Source organism: bacterium (assembly GCA_036504735.1).
Taxonomy (GTDB): Bacteria; Electryoneota; RPQS01; order RPQS01; family RPQS01; genus DASXUQ01.
In genome coordinates, this window is sequence record DASXUQ010000019.1 from 152,689 (window position 1) to 170,533 (window position 17,845).

At 58.2% G+C, this 17,845-nt stretch carries 13 protein-coding genes; 4 read left to right on the plus strand and 9 right to left on the minus strand.

The genetic code is table 11. From position 1 onward, the window contains the following. Positions 1 to 203 precede the first annotated feature (203 nt). From VGL38_15150 to VGL38_15180, 7 genes are all read right to left on the minus strand, one after another. Positions 204 to 1,532, minus strand: coding sequence for a hypothetical protein (locus tag VGL38_15150; GenBank protein HEY3296767.1), 1,329 nt, complete (start codon positions 1,530 to 1,532; stop codon positions 204 to 206). Continuing rightward, positions 1,533 to 3,488, minus strand: coding sequence for a cation:proton antiporter (locus tag VGL38_15155; protein HEY3296768.1), 1,956 nt, complete (start codon positions 3,486 to 3,488; stop codon positions 1,533 to 1,535). A gap of 56 nt (positions 3,489 to 3,544) precedes the next feature. Continuing rightward, positions 3,545 to 3,799 (minus strand): cupin domain-containing protein, encoded by a 255-nt coding sequence (locus tag VGL38_15160; protein ID HEY3296769.1) that lies wholly within the window; start codon positions 3,797 to 3,799, stop codon positions 3,545 to 3,547. After that, complete coding sequence (locus tag VGL38_15165; protein ID HEY3296770.1) at positions 3,796 to 4,242, minus strand: GNAT family N-acetyltransferase; 447 nt, start codon at positions 4,240 to 4,242, stop codon at positions 3,796 to 3,798. Before VGL38_15165 ends, VGL38_15160 begins: the two co-directional genes overlap by 4 nt. A gap of 78 nt (positions 4,243 to 4,320) precedes the next feature. Further along, positions 4,321 to 4,836 (minus strand): transposase, encoded by a 516-nt coding sequence (locus tag VGL38_15170; protein ID HEY3296771.1) that lies wholly within the window; start codon positions 4,834 to 4,836, stop codon positions 4,321 to 4,323. Positions 4,837 to 4,906: 70 nt separating this feature from the next. After that, positions 4,907 to 6,094 (minus strand): pyridoxal phosphate-dependent aminotransferase, encoded by a 1,188-nt coding sequence (locus VGL38_15175; protein ID HEY3296772.1) that lies wholly within the window; start codon positions 6,092 to 6,094, stop codon positions 4,907 to 4,909. A gap of 357 nt (positions 6,095 to 6,451) precedes the next feature. Continuing rightward, the gene (locus tag VGL38_15180) at positions 6,452 to 6,688 is read right to left on the minus strand and encodes a hypothetical protein (GenBank protein HEY3296773.1); all 237 of its coding nucleotides are present in this window, start codon (positions 6,686 to 6,688) and stop codon (positions 6,452 to 6,454) included. A gap of 31 nt (positions 6,689 to 6,719) precedes the next feature. On the opposite strand from VGL38_15180, the gene VGL38_15185 reads away from it, so the two are divergent. Continuing rightward, positions 6,720 to 8,633, plus strand: coding sequence for a hypothetical protein (locus VGL38_15185; GenBank protein HEY3296774.1), 1,914 nt, complete (start codon positions 6,720 to 6,722; stop codon positions 8,631 to 8,633). A gap of 89 nt (positions 8,634 to 8,722) precedes the next feature. Here the strand turns inward: VGL38_15185 and VGL38_15190 are convergent, their stop codons facing one another. Then, positions 8,723 to 10,906, minus strand: a complete 2,184-nt coding sequence (locus VGL38_15190) for a FlgD immunoglobulin-like domain containing protein (protein HEY3296775.1) — start codon at positions 10,904 to 10,906, stop codon at positions 8,723 to 8,725. A 330-nt stretch (positions 10,907 to 11,236) separates the two neighbouring features. Then, positions 11,237 to 11,536 (minus strand): hypothetical protein, encoded by a 300-nt coding sequence (locus VGL38_15195; protein ID HEY3296776.1) that lies wholly within the window; start codon positions 11,534 to 11,536, stop codon positions 11,237 to 11,239. Positions 11,537 to 11,939: 403 nt separating this feature from the next. Between VGL38_15195 and VGL38_15200 the strand changes: the two genes are divergently transcribed. The 3 genes from VGL38_15200 (at position 11,940) to VGL38_15210 (ending at position 17,741) form a co-directional block, all read left to right on the plus strand. Next, positions 11,940 to 14,216, plus strand: a complete 2,277-nt coding sequence (locus VGL38_15200) for an NADP-dependent malic enzyme (GenBank protein ID HEY3296777.1) — start codon at positions 11,940 to 11,942, stop codon at positions 14,214 to 14,216. Positions 14,217 to 14,388: 172 nt separating this feature from the next. Next, positions 14,389 to 15,618 carry a YCF48-related protein gene (locus tag VGL38_15205; GenBank protein HEY3296778.1) on the plus strand — a complete coding sequence of 410 codons (1,230 nt, stop codon included), beginning with the start codon at positions 14,389 to 14,391 and terminating at the stop codon, positions 15,616 to 15,618. 11 nt (positions 15,619 to 15,629) lie between these two features. Beyond that, positions 15,630 to 17,741 (plus strand): YCF48-related protein, encoded by a 2,112-nt coding sequence (locus tag VGL38_15210; protein HEY3296779.1) that lies wholly within the window; start codon positions 15,630 to 15,632, stop codon positions 17,739 to 17,741. Positions 17,742 to 17,845 lie beyond the last annotated feature (104 nt).

Here is a 17,845-nt window from a genome sequence, read left to right on the forward strand (position 1 = left end):
AATAACGAATATTTACGATATAGTCAAGACGTTGCACTCTGCTGACTATAGATATTTCATTGTAAACTATAAGTTTAAGAAAGTTAGGTGAGATAAAGGCAGCCTCCCGAAGGGTTTGGAAGGACCCACAAAAGGCGCGACGAACTGTGTTCGATGAGTGGGCATGAATCGCAGCGCTCGCGAAAAGTCTGGATGCAATCTGCTCACATCATCATCAATCGCGGGGAAAGGCGCAGGAAGAGTTCAACCGAGTATGGTGCTTGTCCATAGACCGGGCGCAGATCATCGGGAACGGAAAAGATGCCGCCTTGCGCTCCGGCCATAAACGTGAGGTCGCTCCCGTGGAAGATATCCCGCGCCAGCCCGAGTGTCAAGGCACCGACACCGAATTTCTGTCCGGGAAACTGCGGCAGGCCCAGCTCGTGCGCAGACTTTTCTACCCATTCGCTGCGGCCAAAGATGGCGTAGGATGCCAGCCGCAGATCGGACTCGAGCAGAGCCGAATGCTGGGGAGTGGTGTTGTCGAGGGATGCTGCCGCCGCCGGATTGGCAATCTTGTTCATCCCCCACACCGCGGACACAGTGAAGCTGTTGACATCCTGAAAGGACACGGCATAGATGGCCGATGCGGTGGCACGATACTGATTGATGTCCGGTTCCAGCTCCTCGGGGCTTTTAAGGTAACCGCCGGAGACCTGCAATGCCCAGCGTTCGGTGGGGTTGCAGGATAGGCGCGCGCTGTAGGAATCGAAGCGCGGTTTGTCGAAATCCGCGCGGATTTCATTGGGCTCGCGGCCCGTGAAAATCGAACCGTCCAGCTTGAAGGTCCGGTAGCGGAAGCCCACCGTACCCACACCGAAGGTAATATGGGTGGCATCCTGCCAATGGTGGCCGAGGGGTGCATCTATCATGTGCTGTGCCGAGGGCCGGTGCATGAACGCCGGCGGACCGAGGGCGGGTTCTCCCGGATAGCCGACGTAGACGAAATAGCCTGTGTTTCTGTTCAGCGCGTGTCCGTAGATCACCGACAGTTCACTGAAGAGATCGTGCGGGTGCTGGCGGTCGATCAGCGGATGTCCATCCACGGATTCTCCCGTCTGAAACAGCAGCGGGTAGCCGCTCTTGCCTTCGGTCAGCGGATCCAGCGACCACATGCCGCGCAGCGTGATCTGCTTATGCAGGGCAAAGGGATGGTTGGCGGAGAACATGAACCAGTTCGGGCCGTCGAACTTGTCCGCACCGCGATGCCCCGTGCGCGCCACATCCTGATCGGTGTAGCGCGCGGTCAGCTCCCCGTGAGCCATATAGCCCCAGTTGTAGTTGCCCCACATGATCGCGTACATGGGTGTGGCATCCGGCAGCCAGCTTGTGCCGGAGCCGTCGCGCGTCATAGGCAGATCGGGCAGAACCACGCTGTTCATGTGCGCCAGGCGCAGGATTCCGGTCTTCAACATCGATCCCATGTCCATGTCCTGGGCAAAGGACGGCACGCAGACGCAGAGCAGGGCCGCGGTCAAGAATAGCTTTTTCATTTACCCTCGCAATCTTTCTACAGCCAGATCCAAATCTTCATGGGCGCCATACAGCACGACCAGATCACCGGCTTCAAGCAGCAACTCCTCGAAAGGCGGATCCGCCGGCGCACCATTCCGCAGAACGCTCAGGATGACGGGCGTGTTGCTACCGGCCAGCGCCAGATCTCCCAGCCGCCGTCCGATGACGCGGGAGCCGGTGAGAATCGGCACCGCCTCCACCAGGCGCATCAGCAGCAACTCGCGGACATGCTCCATCACCGGAGTATTTGTCCGCACGCGCATCACACTGTAGTGCTCGCCGCGCACCAGTTCGATCTGCGCGGCGATAATACGAGGCGGTACGCGGTAATGGAGCAGCAGATCGGAGAAGATGCGGAGCGACGTTTCGAAGTCCTGCGGCACCACCACGTCAGCGCCGATCTTCTCAAGCTCTTCTACATCGGCAATGGAGCGCGTACGGACGATCAGGTAACAGTCCGGGTTGAGTTCCCGGATCAGAGCCACGGCGCGGCGTGTGGCTGCCGGATCGGAGATCGCCAGCACCACGCCGTCGAATTCAACCAGCCTGATTTGGCGCAGCACTTCGGTGCGAGTGACGTCACCGTAGTGGATCAGTTCCCCTTCCGCTCGTGCGGCGCGCACCATGACGGCATTGGATTCGAGGATCTCATAATGAATACCGGCGGCGAGCAGGACACGGGACACATTGCGGCCATTGACGCCGTAGCCGACAATCAGCACGGCGGTATCGGGCCGTTTCACGCCCTCTTCGGTCTGTTCGGCCATGTCCGCATTCTTCGAGGCTCCCCGCCAGACGAAACGCGGCGCCCACTGCATGATAAGCGGTGTGGCCGTCAGGGTCAGACCTGTCGCCGCAATCAGATACTGGTAGGCGTCATCGGAGAGCAGACTCGATGCCATGGCAGTGGCCAGCAGCAGGAAGGCCAGTTCTCCGATCTGGGCAATGTAAAGTCCGCCTTGCAACGCGATGCGCGGCGAGAGCTTCAGCGGAACGGCGAGAATCACCACCACCAGTGTCTTGACAGCAAAAATCCCCACCGACAGGGCCAGCACCGACAAGGGATGCGCCACCACAAACCGAATATCCAGCAGCATGCCGACCGAGACGAAGAACAGGCTGGAAAAGAGCGTTCCGAAGGGTGCGACTTCGGCGTGGATTTGAGGATAGTATTCCGTTTCGGAGAGAATCACTCCGGCGGCAAACGCGCCGATGGCCAGCGACAATCCCGCCAGCGCGGTCAGCCACGCGGTCCCCAGCAAGACCAGCACGGTGAAAAGCAGCACCACTTCCGGGACATTGGTCGCCAGCAGGCGATGCATGGTGGCGGGCAGCAGGTAGCGCGCTGCGAGGTAAAGCACAACCCCCAGGACCATCACCTTCCCGACGATCAACGCCATCTCCGCCCCACCCACCGCGCCGCCCAGCAACCGCAACACGACGAGCATGGGCACAAGGCTGAAGTCCTGCACAAGGCAGATGGTCACCACGATTCGGCCAAGTTGGCTTTCCAACTCCCCACTGTCGGAGAGACCTTTGAGCACGATGGCTGAAGAGGATGTGGAGATGGCGAAGCCTGCCACAAGTGCCGCGGCGCTGGAGAGTCCAAGCAGCCGTCCTGCCGCAAAGCCGATGAGCACGGTGCCCGCAATCTGTCCCGCGGCGAGGGCGTACATTCGCCATGAGGTTTTGACCAGCCGCGAGAGGGAGACCTCCATGCCGATGCTGAAGAGCAGCAGGATCACACCAATCTGCGCGGCGGTGTGTACCTGCGCCGCATGCACCAAACTAAGTCCGGAAGGGCCAATCAGAATTCCGGTCAGCACGAAACCTGCAATGGGCGGCAACGAGAAACGGCGCGACAGAAACAGAATCAGCAGCGCCGCCACCAGAATCACCAGCAGGTCTGCCAGCATCGGGATGTTTTCATGCATACGCGATCTCTCCACGCCCCGATGTTGGTTAAGTGCCTTCCATTATGTTCCGGGTATCAGACGTCCTCCACCATCACGATCCGCACCACCGGCGAAAGCGCCCGGGCTTTGTGCCGGTGGGATTCGCAGACGGGAATCAGATAGGCTTCACCCGGTTGATAGGTATACGTCCTTTCGGGGAATGTCAGTTCCAGAGTGCCTTCCAGCACCATGCCGATGTGACCCTTAATACACCAATCCGCCTCAACAAAGTCCGGTGTGACCTCCATGAGGCGGATCTGCCTGTTATCCTGCGTACAACTTTCTGTCACGGCTTCCGTTGCTGAGTCAGATCCAGCGCAAAGTGATGACTGGTGATGTTCATGCCCTTCATGTGGTAAAAGCGGTGGGCGCGGTAGCGGCCCGGATTGGCTCCGGAATCGAGGTGAAGCTGCTGGCAGTTTTGCCGACGGGCAAAGTCCACCAGCCAGTCGAACAGTTGATTGGCATATCCCCCACCCTGCACTGCTTCATCGGCAACCAGATCATCCACATACAGAATCTTCCCCCATGCCAGGAATTCTCCGATACGGAATCCGGCCACGGCGCGCACAATGCCTTCGCTCTCATTAACTGCCAGCACATATCCGAACCGCTCCTGCTGCCGCATGACCTGCTGAACGAAGCCTTCCTCATCGAGGTGCGGGCGCAATTGCTGCATCACGGGAAAGGCGCGGCGGATCTGTGCTTCGGTGATGGCGATGGAGATGGGCATGAGGAATGATTGGAGGTTAATACAAAAAGGGAAGCGGGCCGGTCTTAGACCGGCCCCTACAAGCCGCCTGTGGCGCTTTTAATTATCGGCTTTGCGCAAGGGGTTAATTCGTATGTAGTCGCGTTTTGCCAGCAATTCTGCCTGATCGCGGATGATGCGATCATTCATGCCACGCTGCCATACCGGCTGATCGAGAAGCAGGTTCATCTCGTGCATTCGCCGTGACGCAAACGATTTGAAGGCTCGCACGATTTCGGACACCGAGGCGGGCGTCGGCGATTCGGCAGGGTCATCTGGTAGGGGCCGGTCTAAGACCGGCCCGCGCGAATCAAGAATGAGAATCATGTGAACATGATCCGGCATGATCACAAATTCATCCAACCTGAGATTCGGATAATGGTGTGGCAGTTCCTGCAAGCACATTCGCGCAATGAGCCCTGCAGCGCTCAACGTCACCTTTCCGTTCAGAATCGACCCGAATATCTCCGTTCGGTTCCATGTGCATATCGTGATGGAGTACATTCCGGGCAAGGCGTAATCGTAGCCTTGCAGCCGAGTGCGCTTGCGTTTGGGAAAAGGCTTGTAATCGCTCATGGTGATGCATTGTTTTGCGAAGGCGGGCCGGTCTAAGACCGGCCCCTACAAACCGAATCGCAATATGCTCTTATACCCGATTCAAAAACCTCTCAATCCTCCCGCAGGCTTCCTTGATGGCCTCTTCCGAAGTCGCAAAGGAAAGCCGGATGGCGCGGTCGTCACCGAAAACCGCGCCGGCCATGGTGGCGACGTATTCTTCCTCGAGCAGTTGCCGGGCGACGGACAGGGAGCCGGGATAGGGTTTATTGGCGGCGCGCCAGACGCCGTCGATGCGGGGGAAGACATAGAACGCGCCTTCGGGCTTGGGGCATTCCACGTGCGGCCATTTCTCGATCAGCGAGAACAGCAGATCGCGGCGTTTCTCGAAGACCCGGCGCATCTCCTCGCGGTCGGTCTGGTCGTTGGAGACGGCCTCGATGGCCGCATGCTGGGCAATGGCGCTGGGAGAAGACGTCATCTGCGATTGCAGCTTGGCCGCCGCCGCCACGATGTCCTTCGGCCCGCAGCCATAGCCCAGCCGCCAGCCGGTCATGGCATAGGTCTTGGACAGGCTGCTGACATACAGCGTGCGGTCATAGAGTTCGGGAATGTGCGCCGGGGAAGCCTGCTCGCGGCCATCATACAGCAGATGCTCATAGACCTCATCGGACAAAATCCAAGCATTGGATTTGAGCATCACCGGGGCCAGGGCCATCAATTCTTCCATCGAGTAGGCCGTGGAGCCGGGATTGGATGGCGTGATCAGCACGATCATCTTGGTGCGCGGCGTAATGGCTTTTTCAAGCTGCGCGGGGGACATCAGATAGCGGTCTTTAGGCTCGGTGGGGATGATCACGGGAATGCCATCAGCCAGCTTAATCAGTTCGGGGTAGGCCAGAAAATACGGCGCGGGCAATATCACCTCATCACCGGGATTGATGCAGGCCAGCATGAAATTGGTGATGACATGCTTGCCGCCGTTGGAGCAGAGGATCTGCTCGGGCGTGTACTCCAGCTTCTGGTCGCGGGCCAGCTTGGCGGAAATGGCCTTGCGCAGCGCCAGCGTTCCGCGCCCTTCGGTGTAACGGGTGATGCCGTGATCTATAGCAAATTTTCCGGCCACGCGGATGCGCGGCGGGGTATCGAAATCCGGCTCGCCAACCGACAGGGAGAGCACAGGCTTGCCTTCTGCTTTGAGGGCGGCGGCACGGGCGACGGTTTCGAGGGTTAGGGCGGGGGTGATTTTCTTGGTACGGGTTGCAGGCGGGTGAAGCATTTTGTTGTCTCCGATTAATAGGATCAAATTTACGGATATTGGATGAATTAGGAAAGGGCTGATCGTCTCGAGAGTGCAACTCCTTTATATCTATGACAATTATCATGATAGGTTGTTTCGAAGGACGGCGCAGCACAAGCTGTAGGATTACCAATGGTAAACCCAGAATAGTCGCAATGCTCGCCAGTAACTGAAGCAGTTCGACCACGTGGTTACTTTCTTGTGATTGAACGCCTGTCACTGTTGAGCGTAGCACATTCCATGCCTATCAAATATAGTTAACACATTTACCGTAATGGGCTATCTGCGCAACGCCCAGAATTTTGTAATCCATGCGAATCTGTAATTTGAATTGCACTAATGAATTTCAATATTTTTCGATTTTATCGAAACAACTTTTCGTGTTCGAGCCCACAAACGTATATACACTGCAATGCCAAAAAAACCGAATGGGCAATTAGTTACACTTTTCACTTCCTGTGTGTAATCTCGTGCAGTTGCTTCTCGCTGTGAAATTGCTATCATATGGTAAAACACCAGCGCAATTTCAGCATTTAACATGAAAACTATTATAATATCTTTGATTTTCATCATTACGTTAACTGCTTCTGCTCAGACGGATGCTTTGGATCAGGCGTTAGGGTTGATCGGCGAGACCCGGGCGGGCTTTCGGGTGGATGGGGAAATCATGCTCACCCGCACCGGAAGCCACGGTAAACTGCCGATTTTCGATCAGTGGTTTGCCCATCCGCTGCGGATTCCTTTTTATGAGCGGCACATCCGCAACACCCTGCTGGACTCCCAAGGCAACCTGCATCCGCTGTTCAACACATGCGCGTCGCTGATTGGCATCGGCACCCGGCGTGACCTGATTGCTCCTGCACCGCTCGGCAAGTATGCGTTACGCGCGCAGGAGACCGATGCTCTGCGGAAAGCGATTCTGGCGCTGGATGCCAATGCGAGCAACCTGGCTGTGGAGAAAATTCCAGCCCACATCCAGCAACTTGCCGCGATGCTGCTCTTTGCCACCGCCGATGCCATCGAGTGGCGCAACATGGCACTGAAGGATCTTCCCAAAGACAAACTGCCGGGGCTATATCAGGCGCTGACCGAGCCGCTGGAACGGCCCGCCAAAGATACGCTGCATCCTGCAGAGGACTTTCCGCAGGGAATCCGGGCCTTCGACGAGCAGATGGATTTGCTGGATAGAATCGACCTCAAACTGCTGGCGGCGGGGATGGATGATCTGTCGGCGGTGGTGGATTCGGCGTGTGCGGCGCTGAAGGCTGACAGCAGTCAGACCTCCTTCGAATTCCGCTGCACCACGCGCTATGGAACGATCCTGCTCGCTCGCACGGGAGATGAAGTCTACAGCGCGGACCGCTCCTATCTGCTGATTCTCGATCTGCGCGGCAACGACACCTACCGCGCGGGCGGCGCGACCACAGATGACGCCCATCCGGTAAGCATTTTGATTGACGCCACGGGCAATGACGTGTACGACGCCGCCAACGGCAAACCCGCCTTTGGAGCGGGAGTCTTGGGATATGGCATTGTGGCAGATTTGGCGGGAAATGACCGCTACACCACTTCCGGATTCTATGCCGAAGGCTGCGGCATGGCGGGAGTGGGACTGCTGCGGGATGATGGCGGCAATGATGTTTACAGCGCCCTGGGAGAAGCCCAAGGGTTCGGCGGTTGGGGTGTCGGGATTCTTACCGACAGGGCGGGAGATGATTCGCTGCTGGTGTACAATGATGCTCAGGGCTGCGGGATTCCGCGCGGCATGGGATTGCTTTTAGATCTTGCCGGAGATGATCATTACCTTGCCAATGACAGCGATATTCAGTTTCCCAGTCCGCAGTCGGACAAGCACAACTCCAGCATGGTTCAAGGGGCGGGCTACGGCCTGCGGCGGGACTATGTGGATGGGAACTCTCAGGCGGGCGGCGTGGGTATGCTGCTGGATGCGGCAGGCAATGATCAGTACTCCGGCGGCGTGTTTTCGCAAGCGGTGGGCTACTGGTATGCCATCGGGATTCTCGATGACCGCGCGGGGAATGACAGCTACAGCGATACCTGGTACGGCCAGTCGGCTACCGCGCATATGGGGATCAGCTATTTGAATGACGGCGGCGGCAATGACGTCTACACGTCCCTGATGACCATGAGCGCAGGCGCGGCGCACGACTTTTCGGCCAGCCTGTTTGTGGATGAAAGCGGCGACGACCAGTACCACCAGCAGGCGAACTGTCTTGGCCGCAGTCTCAACAACAGCGTGGCCCTGTTCGTGGATATGGCGGGCAACGACCACTACGAAGGCACAGATGCCTTCGGCACCAGCCGCAGCGATTTTGAGAAGGGCCTGCGCGCCGAAGTCAGCGCCACCGCCATCTTCCTCGACCTGGACGGCACCGACACGTATCCCGCCTCCGGCCCGAAAAATGACACCAACTGGCTGCAAAGCACTCCCACCCCCATTCCGCTGTTGCGCGGCGTAGGAGTGGACGCGAAAGGGCTGGTGGTGAAATGGGACTAATTGGGCAGCGGGTTTAGTGCAGGAGTTATGCTTGAGCAGAGAAGGCAGGCTTGCGCCTGCCTTCTCTGTCATTTCCTGAAAGGGTGAACTTACTTCAGCAGTGTAATGGGCCGGGTCTGGACCTTGTTGGCAGTCTCCAGACGGACGAAATACTGCCCGGAGGCGGCGGGCAGACCCGCAGCGGTGATGCCTTGCCAGGCAATGACATGGCTGCCCGCGGCGTAGTTTCCGTCGGCCAGTGTGGCTACCGTCCGGCCCAGCACATCATAAACCCGCAGTGTGACGCGGCTCTGTGCGGGCAAATCGAAGGGAACCTGCGTGGTCATGTTGAAGGGATTCGGGTAGTTGGGCAGCAAAGCAACATCATGCGGGAGAACGGCGGCGGTTCCCGAACCTCCGGACAGGAAGGCGCCGGAGCAGTCATAGATACCGAGATTGCTCATGCCGGCAACGAGGACGAAATTCCCGTTGGCGGCCACGCCGTTGGCCGAGCCGGGAGTGCCATAGTAACCGGTAAGCAGCGGAGTGGCGGGATCGGCGATGTCATAGGCCAGCAGTCCGCTCCCATTCGTCGTCAGCAAGACATGATTTCCGGCCACGGAGATCGCGCGGAAATTATCGCCCATCCCGCTGGGGAGCGAAACGGCGGATACCGGCTGCCACGTGTCCATCTGGGAAATGGCGAAGATCTTCAGCATGGCATCCTCCAGCTCGAAGAGATAGCCGGGGCTGGTCGTCAAGGCGCGGCTGGCTTGCGACATGGAGTAAGTGTTCGCCAGCACCGGCGCGGCAGGATCCGTAAGATCCAGCACCAACATCGAGTATTGAGCGCTGTAACCGGTCTCGACAAATGCATAATGGTCTCCGGTCGTAATCAGCGCGTTGCACATGACATGGCCGTAGAAGCCCACCTCCTGCACCGCGCGGGGATCGGCAATGTCATAAATCCGCAGACCGCCGCCTTCCAGGGCATAGAGGTAATGCTCATAGACCGCCGCTCGAGCCCCCGCGCACGCAACGGTGTCCACGCAGATGGGATGAACCGGATCCGAGAAGTCATACACGCGCATGCTTTCAGTCTCGGGGCTCAGCGTGAAACCGGCGTTGCCGCTGACGAGGAAATTGCACCACTCGCTCGGCAATTCGACATAGCCCCGCTCCACCGGCTGCTGGAAATTGGCAACGTCGAAGACCTGAACCCGCACTTCCGAACGGGCATACGCCAGGCCTGCGGAATAGATGACGTCCTTGAAATTGCCGATAGGATTGAAGCTCCTGGTTTCATGCAGGTTTGCCGGATCGGAGATGTCCGCCGTGCGCAGGCCATACCAGCCATCGGCAACATAGGCATTGTCACCGTCAAGCACAAAACCGACGATGTCGGTCGGCGGGCTGTAGATGCTGAGCACCTGTGGCGCGACCGGGTCAGACACATCAATGGCCGCGAGCGGACAGTCAATCGGTCCGTAATGCAGGTAGACCAGATTGCCGCGCAGTTCAAGATTGAATGCGTAGCTCAGTGAATCGATGTGGGCGACAAGTTGCCGTTCGGTCAGATCCAGCACGCGGAATCCGGCTTCTCCGCAGGCCAGATAGGCGTGATCATCTTTGACGCGGATGCCGACGATGTGGCCGTCTCCCAGATAGAAGTTCATAGAGTCGAGCCACTGCGGAGCGGAAAGATTGCTGATGTCGTACACCAGAACTCCGTTGGAGACGACATACAGGCGATCTCCGACCATATCGGCATCGAGGGCCCATGCATCCGCCTCCTGCTGCCAGATGATCTGCGGCTCCGTCGGTTGGCTGATATCCACGATGTGCAGACCGGACAGACTGGTGCAGACCAGCAGATAGTGGTCCACAATGCGGAACGAGTACTTCGATCCGTAAATGGGCAGGGATGCGACCTCATGCGGCTGAGCCGGGTCGGACACATCTATTACATAGACGCCGTACATGTCGTTTCCGGCGAGGTAGAGATAATTTCCGGACGCGACAATTCGGCGCGCCTGATAAATGTCCTCGCTGGACATGGTTGCGGCGACCACCGGCGCATCCGTGTCATATTCACGGAGAATGCGCAGGCCATCGCCGCCGCACAAAACAAATTCGTAGCCGTTGGTCAGGGCAACGTCGCTTACCGCGTCGTGCCAATTGGAATGATACTGGACAACCGGTTGAATGTTGAAGTTGTCCTGCGCCCTTGCTCCGCAGATAGTTAAGGCAAGCAAGGAGACCAGAATGATGAGTAGATAAGACTTCCCGTGCATGGTTGCTCCCTTCGTGATGTGAGCCGTTTTCGAAACGACTCCGGAGATAGCTAAACCGGCGGTAAGTTCACCGCCTGATGTATGTTAGGACCCAGGATTCTCGACCTAAATATCCATTATTCCTCAATAATGCTCTGGATAACTAAATATATAGTATAGTTTCTGTAAAAGCAATACCACGCGGCGAGACTGACTAAATTGTCTCGACATTCTCCAAACTGGACAACATACTCTATATCCATCGCAATTGTCCATTGGCAAGTTGGAGAGCACCAGAAGGCCAACCGGTTAGGGTTGGCCTTCTGCATATCTGACATTGCTGAAGCGAGCCTATTTCAGTTTATCGAGAATGTTTTTGGCACTCAGGCAGGCCGCGCCCTCTTCGCGCGCCACCTGTTTGTAGAAGTCGCACGCCATGCAGTTGTCCATTTTCAGGGCGAAAGAGCCTTGGACTTTGCCGCCGCACAACGTTCCGGTAAGGGCCCAGCAGGCCCTGCCACCGTTCTTGCCGCCATTCAAACCTTGTGTCCGCGCTTCGGATGCGGCGGGACAGAGACCGAGTTCGGCGACTTTCGCGCCGCCTGTTTCCCGTCCACACTTTTTGAATTCCCAACAGTTCTGTTTCGCCATAGTCACTCCTTACAGTCTCTGGCGTGTGAGTGAGGTCTACTACCTATCAAGCCGCGTCATGCGGCGCGTTCCTTTCAAAAGAGTCAAAATGGACTCGAGACTGAATTCCGCTGCCAAAACAGCGTCCAGCCGGCACCGTATGCCGGTACTTTGCATAAAGGATGCCACGGTCCACATTATCTGAGTCAGCGGAAGTGTCGTGAAATAATTCTCTTGACTTTTACGGCAAAGGTTATTAAATAGCATTATCTTGCGCGTTTATGTTCTCTGCTCGTATCCTGCCTTCCGCACAAGTCCACATCTTGAAGCGAACGTCGGATGTTCGCAACCACCCCGGCATTTTTTGTTTCTGATAATTCAGTAATTGCACTTCACCCGTGCATCCAATCCCTGGAGTCCATCCATGAACATTTTCGAAGAATCCTGCGAGTACCATCGCCGAGGGCGGCCTGGCAAGATCGAGATCGCGCTGACGAAACCGTGCCAGACTCAGCATGACCTCTCTTTGGCTTACAGCCCCGGCGTCGCCGGTCCATGCCTGGAGATCGAAAAAGATCCCTCGCTGGCGAATGTCTATACCATGAAGGGCAACCTCGTGGCCGTGGTCTCCAACGGCACTGCCGTGCTGGGCCTCGGCGACATCGGCGCACTGGCGGGCAAGCCGGTGATGGAAGGCAAAGGCGTGCTCTTCAAGAGATTCGCCGACGTCGATGTGTTCGATATCGAAGTCAATTCGCATAACCCCGACGAGATCATCAAATTCTGCCAGCTTCTCGAACCTACGGTCGGCGGCATCAACCTCGAAGATATCAAGGCCCCCGAGTGCTTCTACATTGAAGAGACGCTGAAGGCCACGATGAATATTCCCGTGTTCCACGATGACCAGCACGGCACAGCAATTATCTCCGGCGCGGCGCTGATCAATGCGATGGAACTGGTCGGCAAGGACATCAAGAAGATCCGCGTGGTTTTTTCCGGCGCGGGAGCATCGGGCATTGCCTGCGCCAAGATGTGGGAGACGCTGGGTGTGCAGCGCGAGAACTTCCTGATGATCGACACCAAGGGTGTGCTCTGGGAAGGACGCGAAGACCTTGACCCCAAGCATCCCAAGTACAACAAGTACAAGGCGCATTTCGCGCAGAAAACCAATCTGCGTACCCTCGAACAGGCGATGAAGGAAGCGGATGTGTTCTGCGGCGTGTCGGTCAAGGATCAGGTGACCAAGGACATGGTGCGCTCGATGGCCAAGGATCCGATTGTGTTCGCCATGGCCAACCCCGATCCGGAAATCACCTACCCCGATGCCAAGGATGCGCGCGGCGATGTGATTATGGCTACGGGCCGCAGCGACTATCCGAATCAGGTGAACAACGTGCTGGGCTTCCCGTTCATTTTCCGCGGCGCATTGGACGTGCAGGCCAGCCAGATCAACGAGACCATGAAGATGGCGGCGGCGCAGTCCCTCGCGCGGCTGGCCAAGGAAGACGTGCCGGACTATGTGTGCGCGGCCTACAAGATGGACCGCATCCAGTTCGGGCGGGAGTATCTGATTCCGAAACCGGTGGATCACCGCGTCCTGCTGTGGGAAGCCGTCGCCGTGGCTAAAGCCGCCTGCGAGACCGGTGTTGCCCGCAAGCCGATTACGGACTTTAACGCCTACCGCGATTCGCTCGAAGCGCGTCTCGGACAGGGCCGCGAAGTCACCCGTTTCTTCATCAACAGCGCCAAGCGCGCGCCAAAGCGTATCGTCTTCTCCGAGGGCGAGAACCAGAAGATTATGCGCGCGGCGGAGATGATCGTCGCCGAGGGCATCGGCACGCCGATCCTCATCGGGCACAAAGATTCCATCGTCAAGCGCAAGGAACAGCTCGGCCTGTCGCTGCAGGGCTGCGAGATCTTCGATCCGGAGCAGATGACGGAAGACGATGTGGCCGCATGGGCGGATGAAGTCTTCCAGCACCGCCAGCGCCACGGCATCACCCGCCACGAGGCGCGCAAACTGCTGCGCCATTACAACTATGTGGCGGCCATGATGGTCCGGCAGGGCAAGGCCGACGCCTTTGTCGCCGGCGTCAACCAGCACTATCCGGATACGATCCGCCCCGCGCTGCAACTGCTGCCCAAGAAGCCCGGCGTGAAGAATGTCTCGGCCATGTTCGCGCTGATTTTCAAAGACAAGACCGTCTTCCTCGCGGACACGGCGGTGAATGTGGATCCGATCTCAGCCGAAGGCCTGGCGGAGATTGCCATTCTCTCGGCGGACACGGTGAAGAACCGTTTCCACACCGAGCCCCGCGTGGCGATGCTCAGCTTCTCCAATTTCGGCAGTGTGAATCATCCCGAAGCCAAGAAGGTTGCTGAAGCGGTGGAGATCGTCCACAGCCTGCGGCCGGATATTGTGATCGACGGCGAAATGCAGGCGGATACCGCTGTGATGGAACCGTTCATCGCCAACACCTATCCCTTCTCCCGTCTGAAGGGCGGCGCGGCCAACACGCTCATCTTCCCCGACATGACCAGCGGCAACATTGCCTACAAACTGCTGGCGCGTCTGGGCAAAGCCGAGATGATCGGCCCGATCCTGATGGGCATGGACAAGAGCGTCCACGTCCTCCAGCGCGATTGCGACGTGCAGGACATCGTGCAGATGGCGGCCTTTGCGGCGGTGGACGCGAAGTAAGTTCAAGACCGTCACTACCTTAAGGGGCGGCGCGCGAGGGCCGCCCTTTTTTGTATGCGCGACGCCGCGGAAACTGCAGTGTCGCTGGTATTTGCTTGACTCTTCACGCAGTTGTCAATATATTTGAATCAAGTGACAGAAAACGCAATTTTGACTCGACAAGGAGGTACAAATGGGGAAAAGAGCAGCAGTTATCGCGTGGATCGCGACGATTTGGGCAGTGAGTGCCGGTGTCGCTCAGACTTGGGAGCAGCGGACGATCGGCAATGTGACCAGCTACGGAGAGATTTGCTTTGTAGACAGCCTGCATGGTTGGGCGCTGGTGAACGCGGGCACAGCGGGGATAGCACGGACGGTAGACGGCGGTGAGACTTGGACTGTCTATACCGATGACGACTTACAATTTCACACGCACTTCACCTTTGCGGACACGCTGAACGGTTGGGCAGTGGGAATCGCCGGCCAAATCGCTCACACCTCAGACGGTGGAATTACGTGGGCCGCGCAGACCAGCGGTGCGAATCAGTTCTTGAACGATCTCACATTCCTGAATCCGGATACGGGCTGGGTGGTCGGCGATTTCCAGACTATCCTGCGCACCACAAACGGTGGAGTGACCTGGCAACCTCAACATGACAGCGCCTCAGGTGCGCCATACGGGGTGGATTTTGTAGATGCCGGCACGGGATGGACAGCGGGCATGCATGGCGTCGTAATGCACACCACCAACAGCGGGGCAACGTGGGTGACTCAGTTGCAAGAGCCTCAATCCTACGCCATGTTCAGTGCGCTGTGCGCCGCGAGTAGCTCCAACGCGTGGGCCGTTGCTGGCGAAGGCAGCATCTGGCACACGAGCGATGGAGGGGCCTCATGGCAGACCCAGAGTAGTGGCACGACGGAGATTCTGATGGATGTCGCGTTCACCGACGCGAACACTGGGTGGGTTGTCGGGTGGAACGGCACACTTCTGCACACGACGGATGGCGGTGCGACATGGAGCACCCAAGACCCCGGCGTTACGGAAACGCTGCACGGGATCTCTTTCCCTGATGCGAACCACGGGTGGATTAGCGCGGGCCATTCGCTGCTACGATATTCCCCGCCGCTAACGACGCCGACCCCGACAATCCTAAGTCCGTCGAGCACGTACCTATCTCCTGCTTTTCCCAATCCCTTCAACCCTTCCACCACCCTGCGGTTTGGATTGCCGAGAGAATCTACCATATCGCTGGACGTGTTTGATCTGCTGGGCCGCAAGACCGCGTCACTTTACTCCGGAATGCTGTCGGCAGGCCAGCACGAAATGCTCTGGAATTGTCCGGCGTGTCCGTCAGGAATCTACTTGGCGCGGATGCAGGCGGGAGGACAGGTGCTGGAACAGAAATTGATGCTGCTCAAGTAACAGGGACAAGCATGAGAACATTAGGTCTCGCCGCGTTGGGGCTGCTGGTTATAGTTGCGGTGTGCGCGGCGCAGGGCTGGCAGTGGCAGAACCCACAGCCGCAGGCAAACGAACTGAAGGCGGTGGCCTTTTCCGGCGCAACGCACGGCTGGGCCGTGGGACTGCTGGGGACCATCGTCCACACCACGAACGCCGGAGTCTCGTGGACGTTGCAGTCCAGCGGAACGAACGACACGCTGAACGGCATCGCCTGCACCGATGCCCAGCACGCCTGGGTTGTGGGAAACCGCGGCTTGATTCTGCACACCACCAACGGCGGCGCAACGTGGCTGGTGCAGTCGTTCGGCGGGGATGATCTGTACGGTGTCTGCTTTACCGACGCAAACACCGGCTGGGCCGTGGGGGATGTTTCCCCCGGCGAGCAGGCAGGCATTCTGCACACGACCGACGGCGGCGAGCACTGGCTGCGACAAAGCGTGGCGGCGGGAAATCAGCTCCGCGCGGTGAGCTTTACGAACAGTACCAACGGCTGGGCGGTGGGCAGCCGCACGGATAACTCCACCGGAGCGATCCTGCACACGACCGATGGCGGCATGACCTGGACGTCGCCATCCAACGGATATCCTTCTGGTCTGCGCGGTGTGGCCTTCAGCGGACTTCTCTCGGGCTGGGTCGTCGGTGACGGCGGCACCATCCTTCACACCTCCGACGGCGGAGCATCATGGATGCCGCAAGACAGCCGGACCACCAACGATTTCTTCGGCGTGGCCTTCATAGACAGCACCACCGGCTGGGCGGTAGGTGGTTTGCGCGGAATACGCAGCACTGTCCACCGGACAACAAACGGCGGCGAACAATGGGTTCCGCAGAACAGCCAGGTGTTGTCCAATAGCCTTGCCGGTATCGTCATTACGGACCATTCAACGGGCTGGGCGGTGGGTGTCGGCGGGGTGATCGTACATACCACGGACGGCGGTGAGGTGTGGGCAAATCAGGTGCAGGGAACACCCGCGTGGTTTTCCAAAGTGGTCTTCGCCAGTCGAAACCTTGGCTGGGCCATCAGCTTTGGTGGGATCTATCGGACATCCGATGGCGGCGCCACATGGGCCAACCAGATCAGCGGCATCAGCACGTATCTCAGCGGGATCTGCTTTCTCGATGCCAGCACGGGCTGGGTGGTGGGAAATCAGGGCACGATTCTGCACACAAGCGACGGTGGAATAACATGGGTCCCGCAAAACAGTGGCACGGATCGCTGGGTCGAGGCCATTGCCTTTGCTGACCGAAATAACGGCTGGGCGGTCGGAAGCGGAATTCGACTGCGCACGACTGATGGCGGAGACCATTGGACCGAACAGACCTCTGTGGTGTTCGCGCCCGCCAACCAGATGATCTTCTCGGATGCTCAAACGGGATGGATCACTTCAGGCGTCAGTATCTATCGCACTGTCGACGGCGGAATGACTTGGACGTGCCACTATGATTATGGTTGGTATGAAGCTCAGGATATCACGTTCACCGATTCCCAAACGGGATGGGCCGTAGGCGGCAACGGTCGGATTTTGCACACGAGCGACCGGGGCGAAACGTGGCACGTGCAGGTCAGCGGTGTCACAGCCGCTCTCAATGCCGTGGCGTTCGTCGATTCCACCACCGGCTGGGCGGCGGGCGCTCACGGGACGTTGTTGTGCACCACAGATGGCGGCGAGTCCTGGGTTCGGCAAAACAGCGGAACAGCCAATAACATCACCGGGCTGGCTGCGAGTGTCGGAGAATGCTGGGCCGTGGGAGACTATGGCACGATTCTGCATTTTGCCGCGCCGTCTTCGGCCTCCGGTGCGCGGACCAGCCGGATTCCAGACGGAATCTACCTTTCCCCCGCGTACCCCAATCCCTTCAACCCTTCCACGACGCTCAGATTTGGTACTCCGCGAGCTTCACAGGTGACCCTCGATGTCTTTGACCTTCTGGGCCGCAGGACCGCGACGCTCTACTCCGGTCTGCTACCCGCAGGCGAACATGAAGTGGTGTGGGCTTGTCCGGCATGTCCATCAGGAATGTACGTTGCAAGGATGAAGGCCGGAGACTGGGTGCTGGAACGGAAGATGCTGCTCCTGAAGTAGACGGAGCGGACTTCCGTCTGGCACTACAAAACATCGGTTCCGAGGAGAGCCCGGCCAATGCCGGGCTTTCACATTTCCGGCATTTGAACATAAGATCCGAGAGT

Bases quoted from the DNA above. Each gene is read 5' to 3' on its own strand.
- VGL38_15210 (HEY3296779.1), top strand. From the start codon at position 15,630: ATGAGAACATTAGGTCTCGCCGCGTTGGGGCTGCTGGTTATAGTTGCG.
- VGL38_15180 (HEY3296773.1), bottom strand. From the start codon at position 6,688: ATGATGAAAATCAAAGATATTATAATAGTTTTCATGTTAAATGCTGAA.
- VGL38_15175 (HEY3296772.1), bottom strand. From the start codon at position 6,094: ATGCTTCACCCGCCTGCAACCCGTACCAAGAAAATCACCCCCGCCCTA.
- VGL38_15155 (HEY3296768.1), bottom strand. From the start codon at position 3,488: ATGCATGAAAACATCCCGATGCTGGCAGACCTGCTGGTGATTCTGGTG.
- VGL38_15205 (HEY3296778.1), top strand. From the start codon at position 14,389: ATGGGGAAAAGAGCAGCAGTTATCGCGTGGATCGCGACGATTTGGGCA.
- VGL38_15190 (HEY3296775.1), bottom strand. From the start codon at position 10,906: ATGCACGGGAAGTCTTATCTACTCATCATTCTGGTCTCCTTGCTTGCC.
- VGL38_15170 (HEY3296771.1), bottom strand. From the start codon at position 4,836: ATGAGCGATTACAAGCCTTTTCCCAAACGCAAGCGCACTCGGCTGCAA.
- VGL38_15200 (HEY3296777.1), top strand. From the start codon at position 11,940: ATGAACATTTTCGAAGAATCCTGCGAGTACCATCGCCGAGGGCGGCCT.
- VGL38_15165 (HEY3296770.1), bottom strand. From the start codon at position 4,242: ATGCCCATCTCCATCGCCATCACCGAAGCACAGATCCGCCGCGCCTTT.
- VGL38_15195 (HEY3296776.1), bottom strand. From the start codon at position 11,536: ATGGCGAAACAGAACTGTTGGGAATTCAAAAAGTGTGGACGGGAAACA.
- VGL38_15150 (HEY3296767.1), bottom strand. From the start codon at position 1,532: ATGAAAAAGCTATTCTTGACCGCGGCCCTGCTCTGCGTCTGCGTGCCG.